Annotated in this window: 13 protein-coding genes; 8 read left to right on the top strand and 5 right to left on the bottom strand. The window is 61.7% G+C overall.

Annotation, left to right across the window (positions count from 1 at the left end):
* From QZZ60_RS05825 to QZZ60_RS05795, 7 genes are all read left to right on the top strand, one after another.
* Window positions 1-617: tetratricopeptide repeat protein (locus QZZ60_RS05825; RefSeq protein ID WP_295639120.1), on the top strand; the 617-nt coding region annotated here is incomplete at its 5' end.
* 124 nt (window positions 618-741) lie between these two features.
* Window positions 742-864 carry a hypothetical protein gene (locus QZZ60_RS05820; protein WP_295639117.1) on the top strand — a complete coding sequence of 41 codons (123 nt, stop codon included), beginning with the start codon at window positions 742-744 and terminating at the stop codon, window positions 862-864.
* Window positions 865-1,009: 145 nt separating this feature from the next.
* A complete protein-coding gene (locus QZZ60_RS05815) occupies window positions 1,010-2,566 on the top strand; it encodes a 2-isopropylmalate synthase (RefSeq protein ID WP_295639115.1) in 1,557 nt (518 codons plus the stop codon).
* Between the two features lie 174 nt (window positions 2,567-2,740).
* Window positions 2,741-4,000 carry a 3-isopropylmalate dehydratase large subunit gene (leuC, locus tag QZZ60_RS05810; RefSeq protein WP_295639112.1) on the top strand — a complete coding sequence of 420 codons (1,260 nt, stop codon included), beginning with the start codon at window positions 2,741-2,743 and terminating at the stop codon, window positions 3,998-4,000.
* 122 nt (window positions 4,001-4,122) lie between these two features.
* Window positions 4,123-4,632, top strand: a complete 510-nt coding sequence (locus QZZ60_RS05805) for a 3-isopropylmalate dehydratase small subunit (RefSeq protein ID WP_295639109.1) — start codon at window positions 4,123-4,125, stop codon at window positions 4,630-4,632.
* Window positions 4,633-5,431: 799 nt separating this feature from the next.
* Window positions 5,432-6,211 (top strand): creatininase family protein, encoded by a 780-nt coding sequence (locus QZZ60_RS05800; protein WP_295639106.1) that lies wholly within the window; start codon window positions 5,432-5,434, stop codon window positions 6,209-6,211.
* A gap of 395 nt (window positions 6,212-6,606) precedes the next feature.
* On the top strand, window positions 6,607-8,145 hold the full coding sequence (locus tag QZZ60_RS05795) for a Na+/H+ antiporter NhaC family protein (protein WP_295639102.1): 1,539 nt from the start codon (window positions 6,607-6,609) through the stop codon (window positions 8,143-8,145).
* Between the two features lie 482 nt (window positions 8,146-8,627).
* Here the strand turns inward: QZZ60_RS05795 and QZZ60_RS05790 are convergent, their stop codons facing one another.
* Together QZZ60_RS05790 and dctP are read right to left on the bottom strand one after the other, a co-directional pair.
* Window positions 8,628-10,556 (bottom strand): TRAP transporter large permease subunit, encoded by a 1,929-nt coding sequence (locus QZZ60_RS05790; RefSeq protein WP_295639099.1) that lies wholly within the window; start codon window positions 10,554-10,556, stop codon window positions 8,628-8,630.
* A 190-nt stretch (window positions 10,557-10,746) separates the two neighbouring features.
* The gene (dctP, locus tag QZZ60_RS05785; protein ID WP_295639095.1) at window positions 10,747-11,475 is read right to left on the bottom strand and encodes a TRAP transporter substrate-binding protein DctP; all 729 of its coding nucleotides are present in this window, start codon (window positions 11,473-11,475) and stop codon (window positions 10,747-10,749) included.
* On the opposite strand from dctP, the gene QZZ60_RS05780 reads away from it, so the two are divergent.
* Window positions 11,463-12,311: a sigma 54-interacting transcriptional regulator gene (locus QZZ60_RS05780; RefSeq protein WP_295639092.1), complete on the top strand. Its 849-nt coding sequence runs from the start codon at window positions 11,463-11,465 to the stop codon at window positions 12,309-12,311. The two genes, dctP and QZZ60_RS05780, sit on opposite strands and share 13 nt — an antisense overlap.
* Window positions 12,312-12,389: 78 nt before the next feature.
* On the opposite strand, the gene QZZ60_RS05775 is transcribed toward QZZ60_RS05780, so the two are convergent.
* From QZZ60_RS05775 to QZZ60_RS05765, 3 genes are all read right to left on the bottom strand, one after another.
* On the bottom strand, window positions 12,390-12,842 hold the full coding sequence (locus tag QZZ60_RS05775; RefSeq protein ID WP_295639089.1) for a GNAT family N-acetyltransferase: 453 nt from the start codon (window positions 12,840-12,842) through the stop codon (window positions 12,390-12,392).
* A gap of 84 nt (window positions 12,843-12,926) precedes the next feature.
* Entirely contained in the window at window positions 12,927-14,270 is a 1,344-nt protein-coding gene (locus QZZ60_RS05770) for a malic enzyme-like NAD(P)-binding protein (RefSeq protein ID WP_295639086.1), read from the bottom strand.
* 16 nt (window positions 14,271-14,286) lie between these two features.
* Entirely contained in the window at window positions 14,287-15,396 is a 1,110-nt protein-coding gene (locus tag QZZ60_RS05765) for an aminotransferase class V-fold PLP-dependent enzyme (RefSeq protein ID WP_295639083.1), read from the bottom strand.
* Window positions 15,397-16,015 lie beyond the last annotated feature (619 nt).

Raw genomic sequence — 16,015 nt, 5'->3', positions numbered from 1 at the left:
TTGCTTATAGCTGGTATAAAAAAGCTGCTGAACAAGGCGATGCTGATGGACAGAATTTTTTAGCATGGCGGTATAAAAATGGAGATAGTGTAGAAAAAAATTTAAAGACTGCTTTTTATTGGTTTATGAAGGCAGCAGAACAAAATCATTTTTGCGCTCAAAATTCTGTCGGATTTGCGTATGCTCGCGGTGATGGAGTAAAAAAGGATTATAAAAAAGCAGTAAATTGGTATTATAAAGCTGCCGTTCAAGGATATTCTTGGGGAGAGTATAATTTGGGATTACAATTCAAAAATGGAAGAGGAGTTCCAAAAGATTTTCAAAAAGCAGTTTTATGGTATGAGAGAGCGGCAAAGCAGGGTAATTTGTGGGCTCTGAATAATCTTGGAATGTGCTATTTGAACGGAGAAGGTACTCGAAGGAATTATCAAAAGGCGTTTGAGTTGTTTGGTAAGGCGGCTGAAGGAAATCATTCCTACGGGCAATACAATCTCGGGCGCTGTTATGAGAATGGCTGGGGAGTAGAGCAGAATATTCCTAAGGCTGTGGAATGGTACAGGAAGGCGGCGGATCAAGGCCACCAGGATGCGAAAAAAAATCTTGAATGGCTGCAGTAGCTGCGTCAGTAGTACTGACGGGCAGTTTTAATTTTTTTTCTCTTCCTTCACATTTTTTCTTGAAAAAAGGCTCCGCATTTCGTAGTCTTTCAAAAAACACGCCGTAAAGGCGAAGGAAATCACGATGAACGTCCGCAATGCCGCCGCCCTTTTGAAGAACGAAGCCTGCTTCGCTTCTTCTCTGCTGCTGTGCGCTCTTCTTTGCGGACGACTGTCCGGTCTGCTGCTGTGCCCGGACATACCGTGATTTCTGACGAATGACAGGCAAAAGGCTGTTCCGTCGGAAGTCGGAGCAGCCTTTTTTATAGCCTCCGTCCGCCCCCGGGCGGCAGAGGATGAAGGATGAAAGCTGCAGGCCGCGAAAGGCGGCCTGAAAACGCAAGGAGAAAACCATGTCCGACCGCGTCATTATTTTCGATACCACGCTCCGCGACGGGGAACAGTCCCCCGGCGCCACCATGGACCTCAGTGAAAAGATCCGCATCGCCCGTCAGCTGGAAATGCTGGGCGTCGACGTCATCGAGGCGGGTTTCCCCGCGGCCAGCGAAGGCGACTTCGAGGCCGTGAAGGCCATTGCCCAGAACGTGGAGAACGCGCAGGTCGCAGGCCTTGCCCGCGCCAACGCCAAGGACATCGACCGCGCCTGGGAAGCCGTGAAGTTCGCCCGCAATCCGCGCATCCATACCTTCATCGCCACCTCGCCCATCCACATGGAATACAAGCTGCGCAAGACTCCCGACGAAGTCGTGGAGCTCGCCGTGGCCGCCGTGAAGCGCGCCGCTTCCTACACGCCCAACGTCGAATTCTCCGCCGAGGACGCCTCCCGTTCCGACCGTGACTTCCTCGTGCGCATCGTCACCGCCGCCATCGACGCCGGCGCCACCACCATCAACATTCCCGACACCGTGGGCTTCGCCCAGCCCGACGAGTTCGGCGCGCTCATCCGCTACCTCATCGAAAACGTGCCCAACGCCGACAAGGCCATCTTCAGCGTGCACTGCCACGACGACCTCGGTCTTGCCGTGGCCAACAGCCTTGCCGCCGTCAAGAACGGCGCCCGTCAGGCCGAACTGTGCCTGAGCGGCATCGGCGAACGGGCGGGCAACGCCTCCCTCGAGGAATTCGTCATGGCCCTGAAGCTCCGCCCCGAATATTACGGCGTGGAATGCTCCATCGTCACCGAGCAGCTCTATCCTTCCTGCCATCTGCTTTCGCTCATCATCGGTCGTCCCATTCCGGCCAACAAGGCCATCATCGGCAGCAACGCCTTCGCCCATGAGTCCGGCATCCATCAGGACGGCATGCTCAAGAACCGCAACACCTACGAGATCATGACCCCGCAGGCCGTGGGCCGCAAGTCCACCGACATCGTCATCGGCAAGCATTCCGGCCGCAACGCCGTGCGCACCCGCCTCGAGGAACTCGGCTACACGCTCGACAACGATCAGGTCAACGCCGTGTTCGCCGCCATGAAGGAACTTGCCGACAAGAAGGCCCGCATCCACGACGAGGACCTTGAAGCCCTCGTCTTCTCCGAAGTGTACCGCATGCGCATCCCGGACCGCTTCCGCCTGAGCAACATCTGCGTGCAGACCACCATGGGTTCCACCATGCCCACCACCGCCGCCGTGGTCATGCAGGATCACGACGAGGAAGTGCGCCTTGCCGGATTCGGCGTCGGCCCCATCGACGCGGCCTTCAACGTCATTTCCCAGATCTGCGGCACCCATGCCGAGCTTGAGAAGTTCTCCGTCAACGCCATCACCGGCGGCACCGACGCCCAGGGCGAAGTGTCCGTGCATCTGCGCGACGGCAAGTATTCCGCCACGGGCCGCGGCTCCGACCTCGACATCATCGTGGCCAGCGCCAAGGCCTATGTCGACGCCCTGAACCGCCTTGAACACAAGGAAAAGGACGTCATCAGCTACAAGCAGAACCCCGTCGACTAGCCGTTCAAAAGGCCGGGCCCTCGCCCGGCCTTTTTCTTCCTTCGTCCGCGCTCCCGATGACCGGGGGAGGGCGGCAAGACCTGTTTCGGGCGTTTTTCGTCCGACTTTCCCCGGCCGCCGTTTCTCAGAAGCGCCGCGGCGAGAACCGTTCACGTTTTTCCTGGAGATGGAACCATGGCAATGACCCTTGCCCAGAAAATACTTCAGATGCACACCGACGAAGAGGTCCGCGAACCCGGACAGATCGTGGAATGCTCCCTTTCCGGCGTGCTCGCCAACGACATTACCGGCCCCCTTGCCATCAAGTCCTTCCGTGCCATGGGCGCGAAGAAGGTCTTCGACAAGGACCGCGTGTTCCTCGTGATGGATCACTACACCCCGCAGAAGGACATAGCCTCGGCCAATCAGGTCATCGTGTCGCGGCGCTTTGCCGAAGAAATGGGCATCACCCACTATTATGAAGGCGGCTGCGCCGGCGTGGAACACGCGCTTCTGCCCGAAAAGGGCCTCGTGAAGCCCGGCGACCTTGTCATCGGCGCGGACAGCCATACCTGCACCTACGGCGGCATCGGCGCGTTCTCCACCGGCCTCGGCTCCACCGACATCGCCTGCGGCATGGTGCTCGGCAGGCTGTGGTTCAAGGTTCCCGCCACCATCCGCGTGAACATCGAGGGAACCATGCCCCGCTGGATTCGCGGCAAGGACCTCATCCTGCGTCTCATCGGCGAGATAGGCGTGGACGGCGCGCTGTACCGCGCCCTGGAATTCGGCGGCTCCGCCCTGAAGGACGTGGACATTGAAGGGCGTCTGTGCATGGCCAACATGGCCATCGAGGCGGGCGGCAAGTGCGGCCTCTTCCCCTCCGACGACCTTACCGCAGAATACTGCCGCGCCCACGGCACGCCCGATCCCATGCGCCTCGCCGCCGATGAGGGCGCGGAATACGAGCGCGTGGTCACCATGGACGTCACCGGCATGGAACCCGTCGTGGCCTGCCCGCATCTGCCGGAAAACACCCGTCCCGTTTCCGAGCTTTCCGACGTCGCCGTGGATCAGGTGGTCATCGGCTCCTGCACCAACGGCCGCATTTCCGACATGCGCGACGCCGCCGAAATTCTGCGCGGCCGCAAGGTGGCAAAGGGCGTGCGCTGCATCGTCATTCCCGCCACGCCTTCCGTGTGGCGTCAGGCCATGGATGAAGGACTCTTCGAGGTGTTCTCCGACGCAGGCTGCGTCATCAGCACTCCCACCTGCGGCCCCTGCCTCGGCGGCTACATGGGCGTGCTCGGCGACGGCGAACGCTGCATTTCCACCTCGAACCGCAACTTCCGCGGCCGCATGGGCAGCCTTGAGTCGGAACTCTACCTCGCAAGCCCCGTCGTGGCGGCCGCTTCCGCCGTCACCGGCGTCATCACCGGCCCCGAGGCGCTCTAGGCTCCGGCGCCTCCGAAGCCGGAAACGCTTCCGCTTCGGAAATTCGCCGGAAACAACGAATCTCTGCGGGACCTTGTTCCCGCACCCCTCGCGCCCCGCGCGGGGAAATACAGGAGTCATCCATGTCCTTTACCGGAAAAGTCCATAAGGTCGGCGCGCATATCGACACCGACGCCATCATCCCGGCCCGTTTTCTCGTGACCACCGATACCCGCAAGCTCGGCGAGGCCTGCATGGAAGGCCTGGAACCCGGCTGGGTCAAGCGCGTGCACGAGGGCGACATCATCGTGGCCGGACGCAACTTCGGCTGCGGCTCCTCCCGTGAACACGCCCCCCTCGCCATCATCGGCGCGGGCATACGCGCCGTGGTGGGCCACAGCTTCGCCCGCATCTTCTACCGCAATGCCTTCAACATGGGCCTCATGCTCCTCGAAGTCGGCGACGAGGTCGATAAGATAAACGACGGCGATACCCTCGAAATCAGCCCCGAAAACGGTACCATCCGCGACCTCGACAACGGCGCGGAAATCCGTATCCCCCCCCTGTCCCCCATGATGCAGACCCTCATCGACAAGGGCGGCATGGTCAACTACGTCAAGGAACAGCTCAAGCTCCGCGGCGAAGCCGAGTAAAGGCAGAAAAGACAGAAAGGCAGGAAAGGCATGCGGGGGAAATGATTTCCCCCGCGCCCCCACGACTCCGTCGTCAGGCTTCGCCTGCCGCCGGTCGGAGGGCGAAGGAAGAACCGCGGCCGTGTCGGTCGTGGTTCTTTTTTTTGTGTCCCGGACGTGGAAGAGGGAAGAGAGAAAAGGCAGGAAAGACAGAAAGGCGGAAAAGGCATGCGGGGGGAATGATAGCGCTGCTGTCGCCATCCGTAAGGCGCTGCGCGCCAACGGCTGCCGCTCCCCCCGCGCCCCCACGACTCCGTCGTCAGGCTTCGCCTGCCGCCGGTCGGAGGGCGAAGGAAGAACCGCGGCCGTGTCGGTCGTGGTTCTTTTTTTTGTGTCCCGGACGTGGAAGAGGGAAGAGAGAAAAGGCAGGAAAGACAGAAAGGCGGAAAAGGCATGCGGGGGGAATGATAGCGCTGCTGTCGCCATCCGTAAGGCGCTGCGCGCCAACGGCTGCCGCTCCCCCCGCGCCTCCTCGGTTCCGTCGTCGGGCTTCGCCTGCGGGCAGACGAGTGAGCCCGGAAAAAGTCGCGCTCGGCCCCTCGGTCTCACCTTCATTTTTTCCTTTTCAGGGAACTCCCTTGACGCTGCGAGTCGAGGCGGGTACCGTCAAAATAGTGTAAATTCAAAGTCCTGTCCGTTCGAGGCCGTTTTTTCGTCCTGTAGAAAGGGGAGAAGCCGCGTTCTCGGACAGAAGAGGCGCAGAAAAAATGAAAGTGGTTCACGTTCCCTGTTCCGGGGAACGTGCCGCCCGGGGGAAAACATGAAGCTGAACCATATGTATGAGATGAACACCAGGCAGATTCAGGACGTAGTTCGGAAAACGGACATAGCCTTTCTTCCCGTGGGGCCCACGGAGGTTCATTCTCAGCATCTTCCCGTGGGGACCGACATCGAAAGCGCGCTCGACGTGTGCGAACGCGCGGCCGCAAAGCTGGCGGAACTCGGCATTGAAACGCTCATCGCGCCGCCCGTGAACTACGCGCTGGCCGAGGCGGCGAACTGCTTTGTCGGAAACATGACCCTGCGCTATGAAACCGTGGTCGCCGTGGTGGAAGACGTGTGCGCCGGGCTCGGCCGATGGGGATTTCGGCGCATCTTCGTCATGTGCGGCCACGCGGAGCCGCGCAACGCGCAGGCGCTCAGGGAGGCGGCGGAAAACGTCATGAAGCGCGACCCGAGTCTTCAGGTCGTCGTGTCCGACTGGCTGCTCGGCTCGGGCATTCAGGATCTTCTGCAGTGCGAACACCCGGAATGGGATCTTCATGCCGGTGAAAGCGAAACCGCGCTCATGCTCAATCGCCGCCCCGACCTTGTGGATGCCGAAATTCTGAAGACGCTCGAACCCAACTGGGAAGGAGAATTTCTTTTCGACAGGCTGGCCGGAGGCAACGACTTCATAGGCTGCCGCGCACCTCTGGCCTACTTCGGCGATCCGCGCATCGCCACGGCCGAAACCGGGGAAAAGGTGTACGAGCGCTATGCCGATCATGTGGTGGAAGAGGTGCTGAACAGCCGGGAGAGAGCCTCCGCCCGGTCGTGACGGACGCGGAATGATTCCGGCCGGAAAGCAGCCGGAAGCGTCGGAAACGCTGACGGCGTCCGGCTTGTTCCGTTTGGAAATCGGAGCGGAACGCTTCGTAGCCGCCCGGAAAAGACGGTGCGGGAAACGATGAGCGGGAGAGAAGGTCTTGTCTTCCGCTCATTTTTTGCGCCCTGATGCGGCGTGTTCATGAATGCCCGGATTCGTCCGTAAAAAACGTTGAAGAGCGGCGTATAATCTGTTAGTCTCGTCAGAATGTGAAGAGTCTCTTGTCGGGGTGCAAGTGAAGAGTCTTTCATTTTCACCCCTTGCGCGGTCTCGTGCCATGGAGGGTGGCGGGGCTGCGAGTTGTTTTCCTCGCTTTTTTCGGAAAGCGTCAGCTCTCTGGGGGATGTATGGAACCTTATTATGCTGGGTGGATGTCGCTTTTGCCGCCCGTTACGGCCATCGTGCTCGCGCTCATCACCAAGGAAGTGATTTCCTCTCTGCTCATCGGCATTCTGACCGGCACGTTCATCTATTCCGTGGGCACGGGGGCGGATTTCGTGGTCATGAACACCATTGAGTCGGCCTTTGCCATCATGGGCAAGCGCCTCAACTTCGACATCGTGATGTTCTGCTCGGCGCTCGGCGCGCTGGTGTACGTCATTTCCATGGCGGGCGGTTCCCGCGCCTACGGCCGCTGGGCCACTTCGCGCATCAAAAGCCGCCGCACGGCCATGCTGTCCACCTGCGGACTCGGCGGCCTCATCTTCATCGACGACTATTTCAACTGCCTCACCGTGGGCACCGTCATGAAGCCCGTCACCGACACGTACAAGATTTCCCGCGCCAAGCTCGCCTACATCATCGACGCCACGGCCGCCCCGGTGTGCATCATCGCGCCCATTTCCAGCTGGGCCGCCGCCGTGGGCAGCAATTTGAAGTCCACCGGCGCGTTCGAGAGCGAAATTGCCGCCTTCATCGCGGCCATTCCGTATAATTTCTACTCGCTGCTTTCCCTCACCCTCGTGGTGCTGCTGTGCCTCTTCAAGTGGGATTTCGGTCCCATGCGCGCGGCGGAAAAGCGCGCCGAACACGGCGATCTCGGCGTGATGGCGCAGAAGTCGGAAATAGGCCTCGAAACCAAGAACGGCCACGTGTTCGACATGCTCATTCCCATAGGCAGCCTCATCGTGTTCGCCGTGCTCGCCATGATGTACAGCGGCGGCTACTGGGGTTCCGATCCGGCCTATCATGAGTTCCGCGCCGCCCTCGGCAACTGCAACGCCTCGCCCGCGCTGGTGTGGGCCTCCTTCGGCGGACTGGTCGTGGCGCTGCTGCTCTACGTTCCCCGCCGTCTCATGAGCCTTTCCGAGTTCATGCACGGCGCCGTGGAAGGCATGAAGGCCATGCTTACCGCCAACCTCATCCTCGTGCTCGCCTGGGGCATCAGCGGCGTGTGTCAGGACATGCTCCAGACCAACAAGTTCGTGGAATCGCTGGTCACGAGCGGCAACATGGTGGGCGGCATGCTGCCCTTCCTCATCTTCGTCATCGCAGGCTTCCTCAGCTTCTCCACCGGCACGGCCTGGGGCTCCTTCGGCATTCTCATCCCGCTGGTGGTGCCCGTGGCGCAGGCGCTCTGCCCCGAGCTTCTCGTGGTGTCCCTTTCCGCCACGCTGGCGGGCAGCGTGTTCGGCGATCACTGCTCGCCCATTTCCGACACCACCATTCTTTCCAGCGCCGGCGCGGGATGCAGCCACATAGAGCACGTGTCCACGCAGCTTCCCTACGCGCTTCTTGCCGCGGGGTGCAGCGCCGTGGGCTACCTCGTGGCGGGATTCGTCAGCTCCAGCCCCTGGATCTGCCTGCTCGTGAGCGGTGCGCTCCTCGTGGTGTTCCTGCTCATTCTGAACGCCCTGCACAACAGAAGGGACGCCGCGGCCGCCTGACGCGCTTCAAGAGCCCTTGAAAAAAGCCTTCGGGCGTCATCCGTCCGAAAAAGCATGAGAAAATCCCCGCCGGAGAGTTTCTGGCGGGGATTTTTCGTGTCTGAAGGCAGCGACCTGAAGGGCCGGCGCCGATCGCGGCGCAGCATGGGGGCGGTCTTCGCGAAGGGCTGTCGCCACGGAAGAAGAGCCGGTATTTTGTGCGGGCGAGGGCTCAGGGCACGAATCCGTCGGTTGCGGAGAGGGGATGCCCTGCAAGGCGCGAGGGCAGGAGACGATGAGGCGGCGAGCTTTGAATCGCTCGGCAGGCACTTTGCAGCAGGGAGAGGACGGAAGACGCGGCGGCACGGGGAAAGCGTGAGGCCTTCGCGCAAGAAAAAGCCCTTCGCGGGAAGGGCTTTTCGGGCCGCGCCCGGTCTGTGTCTCCGGGCGCGGGCTTGTGGGGAGCGGCCGCCCTCCCCCTCGGAAGGGCGGAAAGAGGGAAATCAGTGCATCATGGAAGGCAGCCACAGGCTGAGCTGCGGGAAGGCCACGATGAGTCCGACGCACACGAACAGGCCCACCACGTAGGGGAGCGAGGCCTTGTACATGAGACCGATGGGCACGTCGGCAATGCCCTTCATGACGAAGAGGTTGATGCCGAAGGGCGGAGTGATGCCGGCCATGTTCTTGACGAGGGTGGAGATGACGCCGAACCACACGAGGTTCCAGCCGAACACCTTGGCGATGGGCACGAAGATGGGCACGCAGATGAGCACGAGCGGGATGGCGGGGATGAAGCAGCCGAGGAAGCAGAGCACGATGATGATGGCCACCATGACCAGCATGGGCGCGATGTCCAGGGCGGCGATGGCGTTGGCGAGCACCATGGGGATGCGGCTCAGGGTCATGAAGTTGCCGAGCAGGTTGGCGCCCGCGAGCAGGGCGAAGCACATGGCGGTGAACTTGCCCGCGTCGTTGAGGGCGGAGGAGAGCTTCTTTCTGGTCATGCGGCGCAGCGCATAGGCGAGGGCCAGCATGCCGAACACGCCCACGCCGCCGCCTTCCGTGGCGGTGAAGATGCCGCCGTAGATGCCGCCGATGACCAGAATGAATATGGCCATGATGGGCAGGGCGGAGCGCAGGGAGGAGAAGGCTTCCACGCGGGACACGCGGGGCGAGGCGGGCGCGGCCGCGGGATTGATGCGGGCCCACACCACGATGACGCCGATGAAGCAGAACATGCACAGAAGGCCGGGAATGACGCCGGCGATGAACAGTTCGCCTATGGACTGTTCGGCGAGCACGCCGTAGAGGATGAAGGTGGTGGAGGGCGGGATGAGGCTGCCGATGGTGCCGGAGCAGGCGAGGCAGCCTATGGCGAGGGCGTCGTCGTAGTGGCTCTTGCGCATTTCCGGCAGGGCGATGGCGGACATGGCCACGCTGCCTGCGAGCGAGTCGCCCACCACGGCGCCGAAGGCCGTGCAGGCGCACACGCTGCCGGTGGCGAGGCCGCCGCGCCAGTGCCCCATCCAGGAGCGGGCGGCGCGGTAGAGATCCTGACCGAACTGACCTTCAAAGCACACGTAGCCCATGAGCAGGAAGAACATGAGCGGCGACCAGTCGTAGCTGGCCACGGTGTTGTACCAGAACTGACCGAGCATGTTCCAGGCGGCCATGGTGCCGCGCATGTTGGCGATGAACACGGCGGCCGAGGCCATGAGGGCGTAGGCCACGGGCATGCCGGAGAAGAAAAGGAAGAACATGAACGCGCAGCCCCACACGCCGAGGGCCACGCTGGAAACGCCGCGCATTCTGTTCATGGCGAACCACAGGAAGGCGGCCGTGGTGGCGAAGGCCGCAACAAGGGCCAGGAGCATGGCTCCGGAGCCGTAGTTGTCGTGGGCCTTCAACATGGCGGCGAAGAAGTCGTGCACGAGGGTGAGCAGAAGAAGCAGGCAGCCTGCCGAGGCGAACCACACGAAGGGGGCCACGGGCAGGTTGAGCGTGGGAGAGTAGAGCTCGCAGGTGGAGGCGTAGCGGACCATGGCGGCAAGGCATACGCCCACGGTGGCCACGGACCAGAAGGTGGTGACCACGGAAAGAAGCGTCTGCGCCTTTTCGCTGAGCTTGGCCGTCACCACGTCCATGACGATGTGGCCGCCCGTCCACTGCGCATAGGCCACGGACGTGAAGAACACGATGACCATGAAGAACTCGGTGAGTTCCAGCGTGCCGCTGAGCGGACGGGAGAAGAAGTACCGCAGACCGACGTCGAGCGTGGTGATGAGCACCATGAGCAGGAAGAAGAGCATGCCGAGGGCGCTGACCTTCTGACATATGATCTCGAGGTGCTTCAGAATGCCGACGCACGCGCGCAGGGGCGCCAGGCCGGAGGACTGAGGGGAAAGATGGGGTGCTTGAGATGTGGCCATGACTGGACTCCTGGGCGTTGAACGGGGAGCGCGTGCCTTTGCGGAGCGCTCCGGCAGAGGCGGACTGAGCCGCGTGCAGGTTCAGGGGGTTCCGCGCATGTTTGCGGGAACGGTTCGGCGTCTCGTCCCTCCGGCACGGGACGGGAGGAGAAAAAGGCCGGTGAAAGACATTCCCCGGCCCGGTTAGTCGTTATTTTTCCACGTAGTTTGCGGCGCGGGACTGGGCCCAGGGGGTCATGTCGCGCTTTTCGAGTTCGCGGAACTTGGCAAGAATGGCTTCGGCGGGAAGTCCCTTGTTCGTGGTGAACTCCACCCATTCCTTGTAGGTGGGTTCGGCGAGGGCGTCGGCCTTGGCGTAGTCGGCATCGGAGAACATGAAGAGCTTGCCGCCCTGTTCTTTCTGCCAGCGTCCAAGGCTGTTGTACTGCATGTCGTTCCAGAAATCGCTGAACAGCTTGGGCGCGTATTCGCGCGACACGTCGTCGACGATCTTCTGAAGGTCGGGCGGCATGCTGTCGTAGGTGTCCTTGTTCATCACGCAGTAAAACACCGAGCCGCCGAGGTTCACGAGAGTGACGTTCTTGATGATGTCGCCGAGCTTGCGGGAAACGAGCACTTCGCAGTCGATCACGGCGCCGTCGATGACGCCCTTTTCCAGCGACATGTACATGTCGGGCAGGGAAATGCCCACCACGGTGGCGCCGAGGGCGCGGGCCCGTTCCAGACGAATGCCGCCGCCCGACACGCCTATCTTCAGACCCTTGAGGTCTTCAAGGCTCTTCACGGGCTTGTCGCGGGTGCCGATGAGCATGCCCATGGTATGGCCTTCCACAAAGAGCAGATGCGTGCCTTCCACGTCCTGCATGGCTTCCTTGGGGAAGCTTTCGTGCAGGGAGCGGACGAGGTTTGCCGCGTCCACGGTGCACAGGCTGGGGCGCCTTCACGGGGGCGACGTACGAGCGCAAGGGCATGCTGGCCATGGCGCATTCGGGCATACTTTTCCTCGACGAGGTGGGGGAACTTTCCATGGACATACAGGCGCTTCTGCTCAAGGCCATAGAGGAGAAGCGCTTTTTCCCCTTCGGGTCGGACAAGCCGGTGTTCAGCAACTTTCAGCTCATTACGGCCACGAACTGCGATCTTTTTGCCGAAGCCCGCAACGGCAGGTTCAGGACGGATCTTTTTGCGCGCATCAATCTGTGGCACTTCAAACTTCCGAGCCTGCGGGAGAGAACGGAAGACATAGAAGCCAACATCGACTACGAGCTCAAGCGTCTTTCCGAGCAGCGAGGCGTGTTCGCCGACTTTCTGCCCGAGGCCCGAGAAGCCTACCTGCGCTTTGCCCGTTCGCCCGAGGCCGTGTGGCCCGGCAACTTCCGCACGCTCGCAAGCAGCATGGAGAGAATGCACACCTATGCCTTTCAGGGCATCATCACCAAGGAGACCGTGGACAGGGAAATAGCCTATCTGCGGGGCCTCTGGCGCAGAAGGACCGAAAAGCTGGAGGGCATAGAGTTTCCCCTCATCGCCCGGGCCTCTCACCTCATAGACCGCGAGCTCGACCTATTCGACAAGGTGCAGCTTGAAAAGGTGCTTGAGGTCTGTCTTTCCTGCAAGCGCCGTTCCGAGGCGGGCCGTCTGCTCTTTGCCAGCTCCCGGCTCAGAAAGAGCAGCAACGACGACACCGCAAGACTCAACAAGTATCTGCGTTCCTTCAACCTGTCGTGGGAGAGCGTGAAAAGCCTCGAAGAGTGACGGCTTCCGCACCGCGGACAATCCGTCCGCAGGAAACGCAGGAGAACAGGCCTGGGGAAAACGGGGAAGGGCGCGTTTTCAGTTCGGAAGCTGCCGCCTGAGATAGATCATGTCCCGGAGCGCCTTGCCGTCTTCCACGATGGGGTGATCGTAGTTCTTCACGAAGAAGTCTTTTTCCACATGGGAGAAGGTGAAGCCGCAGGCGCGGTAGAAGCCGAGCGTGGCGGGGCTGTCGCCCGTGCCCACCTGCATGATGCCGTTGCCGCGGTAGCGGTTCAGAAGAAAGTCGAGCAGTTCCCGGCCGAGGCCCCGTCTCCGCAGTTCCGGAGCGACGGCGATGTTCTTGAGTTCGTACAGGCCGTCGTCTTCCTTCGTGACCACGGCCACGGCCTGGGGATTTTCCTTGTCGTCGAAGGCCACGAAGAGCTCGCCGCGTTCAAGATAGCGCTCTATCATGTTCACCTGTTCGTCGGCTTCCAGAAGCAGGGGCAGAAAGCGTTTTTTGCGGTGCTCGATGCGGCGTATGATCATGGAAACTCCGTGCAGTAAAAAGGGAGCGCCCATGACGGACGCGCCCCGGTTCACGAGAAGCGGAAAGTTTTCGCTCCGTCCTATTTATTTGTTGTAGCTTTCCCAGTAGGAAGCCATGCGGGCCTTGGCCTTCTTCATGCGTTCGCGCAGCATGAGACGATAGGCTTCCACGCTGCCGCCTATGTCGTCCATGCTGCCGCGGGCCACGCCGCTGTCCACGGCGGCCTGGGCCACGGCCGGAGCCACCCATTCGATGATGCGCGGATCAAGCGGCATGGGAATGATGTATTCCGGACCGAAGGTGAAGTCGCGGCCGTGATAGGCGGCACGCACGTCTTCGGGCACGGGTTCGAGGGCGAGATCGGCAAGAGCGCGGGCGGCGGCGATTTTCATTTCTTCGTTGATCTTGCTTGCGCGCACGTCGAGCGCGCCGCGGAAGATGAACGGGAAGCCGGACACGTTGTTCACCTGATTGGGATAGTCGGAACGGCCCGTGCCCATGATGGCGTCGGGACGCACGGCCTTGGCCTCTTCGTAGCCGATTTCCGGCACGGGGTTGGCGCAGGCGAAGATGACGGGATTTTCGGCCATGCCCTTCAGCATGTCGGGCTTGAGGGTTCCCGGGCCGGACAGACCGAGGAAGAGGTTGGCGCCTTCCATGGCGGCGTAGAGGGTGTCGGCAATGGATGCGCCGGGGGCGGGTTCGGCCTGGGCGAAGGTCATCTGCACGTCGGACAGGTCGGTGCGTCCCGTATGGATGAGCCCCTTGATGTCGAACATGGAAATGTTTTCCTTCTTCACGCCCATGGAGGCGTAGAAGCGGGCGCAGGCCATGCCGGCGGCTCCCGCGCCCATGACGACGATCTTCATGTCGGCGATGTCGCGGCCCGTGATGCGCGAAGCGTTCATGAGCGCCGCGCCGGTAATCACGGCCGTGCCGTGCTGATCGTCGTGGAACACGGGAATGTTCATGGACTTTTTCAGCTCTTCCTCAATGTAGAAGCACTCCGGGCCGCGGATGTCTTCGAGGTTGATGCCGCCGAAGGTGGGCTCGAGTGCCTTCACGATGTCGATGAGGCGGTCGGGATCGGAGCAGTCAAGCTCGATGTCGAAGGCGTCCACGTCGGCAAAGAGCTTGAAGAGCATGCTCTTGCCTTCCATGACGGGCTTGCCCGCGAGCGGTCCGATGTTGCCGAGACCGAGCACTGCGGTGCCGTTGGTCACCACGGCCACAAGGTTGCTGCGGCCCGTGAGCTTTGCGGCCATGGCTTCGTCGGCCACGATGTCGCGGCAGGCTTCGGCCACGCCGGGACTGTAGGCGAGAGTGAGGTCGTCCTGATCCACGGCCTTCTTGCTGGGCATGACTTCGATTTTGCCGGGGCGGGGCAGCCCGTGATAGCGGCGCACGTCTTCCTTGGTGTAGCTCATGAATATGATCCTTTGGTTATTTTGAGAGAACGTCTTTCATGACGGCAAGCGCCGAGCGCATGGCTTCGGCATTCGCCTGCGTGCCCATGTGACCCATGCGGAACACCTTGCCCGCAATCGGTCCGAGGCTGCCGCCCACATACAGACCGCGCGCGGCAAGCGCCGTGCGCCAGTCGTTCCACTGCCAGCCTTCGGGCACGCGGACGGCGGTCACGGTGGGGGAGTTCACGGCGTCCTTCGCGGGCCACAGCGAAAGCCCCAGGGCATTCACTCCTTCGCGGCACTGACGCGCCACGGCTTCATGACGGGCAAACACGTTGTCCAGCCCTTCCTTTTCAAGGGCCGAGAGCGAAGCGTCCAGCGCGGCCACGCCCCACCAGTTGGGAGTGTACGGGAATCTCATGGCGTCTTCAATGGCGTTGTCGAAGGGACGCACGGCGTCGTAGCCCGTGTAGTTCACCTCGCGCACGCGTTCCCACGCCGCAGCGCTCACGCTCATGAAGCTCATGTCCGGCGGGCAGGCAAGACACTTCTGAGAGCCGCCGAGCACGCAGTCGGCATGCCACGCGTCAGCATGCACCGGCGCGCCGCCCGCGCTGGCCACCGTGTCCACCACCAGGAAGGGCACGCCCAGATCCTTTTTCAGCTGCCCGAGCTCCTCCAGCGGGTTCAGCGTGCCGGAAGGCGTTTCGCAGTGCACCGCCGTCATGAGCACGGGATGATGCTCCTTTACGGCGTCCTTCACCCTTTCCAGCGTGGAAGCGGAAATCGTCCTGTCGTAGGGCTCGGAAACAAGCACGGCCTTGCAGCCGATGACCTTTGTCATGTCGGCAAAGCCGTCGCCGAACACGCCCGTGCCTACGCAGAGCACCGTGTCCCCGGGCCTGAGCAGACTCTTCAGCGCCCCCCACAGTACCAGCATCCCTTCGCCGGTGCCCATGAGCACGTCTTCCTTCGTGCCCAGAATCTTCTGAAGACGCGTCCTTACCGACTTGTAAAGTTCAAGATATTCCGTGCCCATGCGCGGAGGCGCATAGTCTCTGGAAAGCGCGCGGGCAACGTCGGGATGAACGGAAACGGGACCGGGATAGAAAGGCATGGCCGCATAAGGCTTGAAGCTGTTCATAACATGGGGCGGAAAGCGATGTTGGCGGCGAAGAAGGCGCTTTTCCGCTCATGGTTGCCTTCCCCGCCTTCCCCCTCGCGGGAGAAGAAAAGGACGAACTTCTCGTTCGCCCGTAAAGCATACCAAGCTATTTCGTGGAAAACCCCCTGTCATGTCAAGGGCCTTGATGGAGGAAGGATAACCGGAGCCACGGGGCGCCGCCCTGGATTGAGTGGAAGGGAGACAGACCGGAGCCACGGGGCGCCGCCCCGAACCCCGCCGGGGGAAATAATTCCCCCCGGGCTCCCCTGGTTCCGCCGGCGGCTTCGCCCCCGGCGGGGCGGGAGTGTGCGGGCAGGGCGCGTTGCCGGGGCGGACGGAAGTTCGGGAAGGTTCTGCGGCGAGGGGTGGCAGTGCCCGGCGGGCGCTGTTTTGTCTGCGGATTCAGTGCAGGTGTGCGCTGCTGCGCCCACCTGCGGTGGCCGACTCCTGTCCGGCCTTCGCCGGACAGTCGTGTTAAAGGAAAAGATGTACAGATTGGGGGAAAAGGGGGAGAGGTGTTTTCGGAGGTGTACTGGAGCGACTGACCGCTTTCGTCTGTTTTTTGCCGGACACTTCATGTTGAAGGATGGCGTTCAGG

The sequence above is a fragment of the uncultured Mailhella sp. genome (genome assembly GCF_905187505.1).
Classification (GTDB): domain Bacteria; phylum Desulfobacterota; class Desulfovibrionia; order Desulfovibrionales; family Desulfovibrionaceae; genus Mailhella.
Note: the sequence above shows the minus strand (reverse complement) of the source record. Positions and strands in the feature narration are given on the sequence as shown.

Excerpts from the sequence above, each read along its gene's own strand:
- QZZ60_RS05775 (WP_295639089.1), bottom strand. The coding sequence starts at position 12,842 with ATGATCATACGCCGCATCGAGCACCGCAAAAAACGCTTTCTGCCCCTG.
- QZZ60_RS05805 (WP_295639109.1), top strand. The coding sequence starts at position 4,123 with ATGTCCTTTACCGGAAAAGTCCATAAGGTCGGCGCGCATATCGACACC.
- QZZ60_RS05795 (WP_295639102.1), top strand. The coding sequence starts at position 6,607 with ATGGAACCTTATTATGCTGGGTGGATGTCGCTTTTGCCGCCCGTTACG.
- leuC (WP_295639112.1), top strand. The coding sequence starts at position 2,741 with ATGGCAATGACCCTTGCCCAGAAAATACTTCAGATGCACACCGACGAA.
- QZZ60_RS05815 (WP_295639115.1), top strand. The coding sequence starts at position 1,010 with ATGTCCGACCGCGTCATTATTTTCGATACCACGCTCCGCGACGGGGAA.
- QZZ60_RS05800 (WP_295639106.1), top strand. The coding sequence starts at position 5,432 with ATGAAGCTGAACCATATGTATGAGATGAACACCAGGCAGATTCAGGAC.
- QZZ60_RS05790 (WP_295639099.1), bottom strand. The coding sequence starts at position 10,556 with ATGGCCACATCTCAAGCACCCCATCTTTCCCCTCAGTCCTCCGGCCTG.
- QZZ60_RS05770 (WP_295639086.1), bottom strand. The coding sequence starts at position 14,270 with ATGAGCTACACCAAGGAAGACGTGCGCCGCTATCACGGGCTGCCCCGC.
- QZZ60_RS05820 (WP_295639117.1), top strand. The coding sequence starts at position 742 with ATGAACGTCCGCAATGCCGCCGCCCTTTTGAAGAACGAAGCCTGCTTC.
- QZZ60_RS05765 (WP_295639083.1), bottom strand. The coding sequence starts at position 15,396 with ATGAACAGCTTCAAGCCTTATGCGGCCATGCCTTTCTATCCCGGTCCC.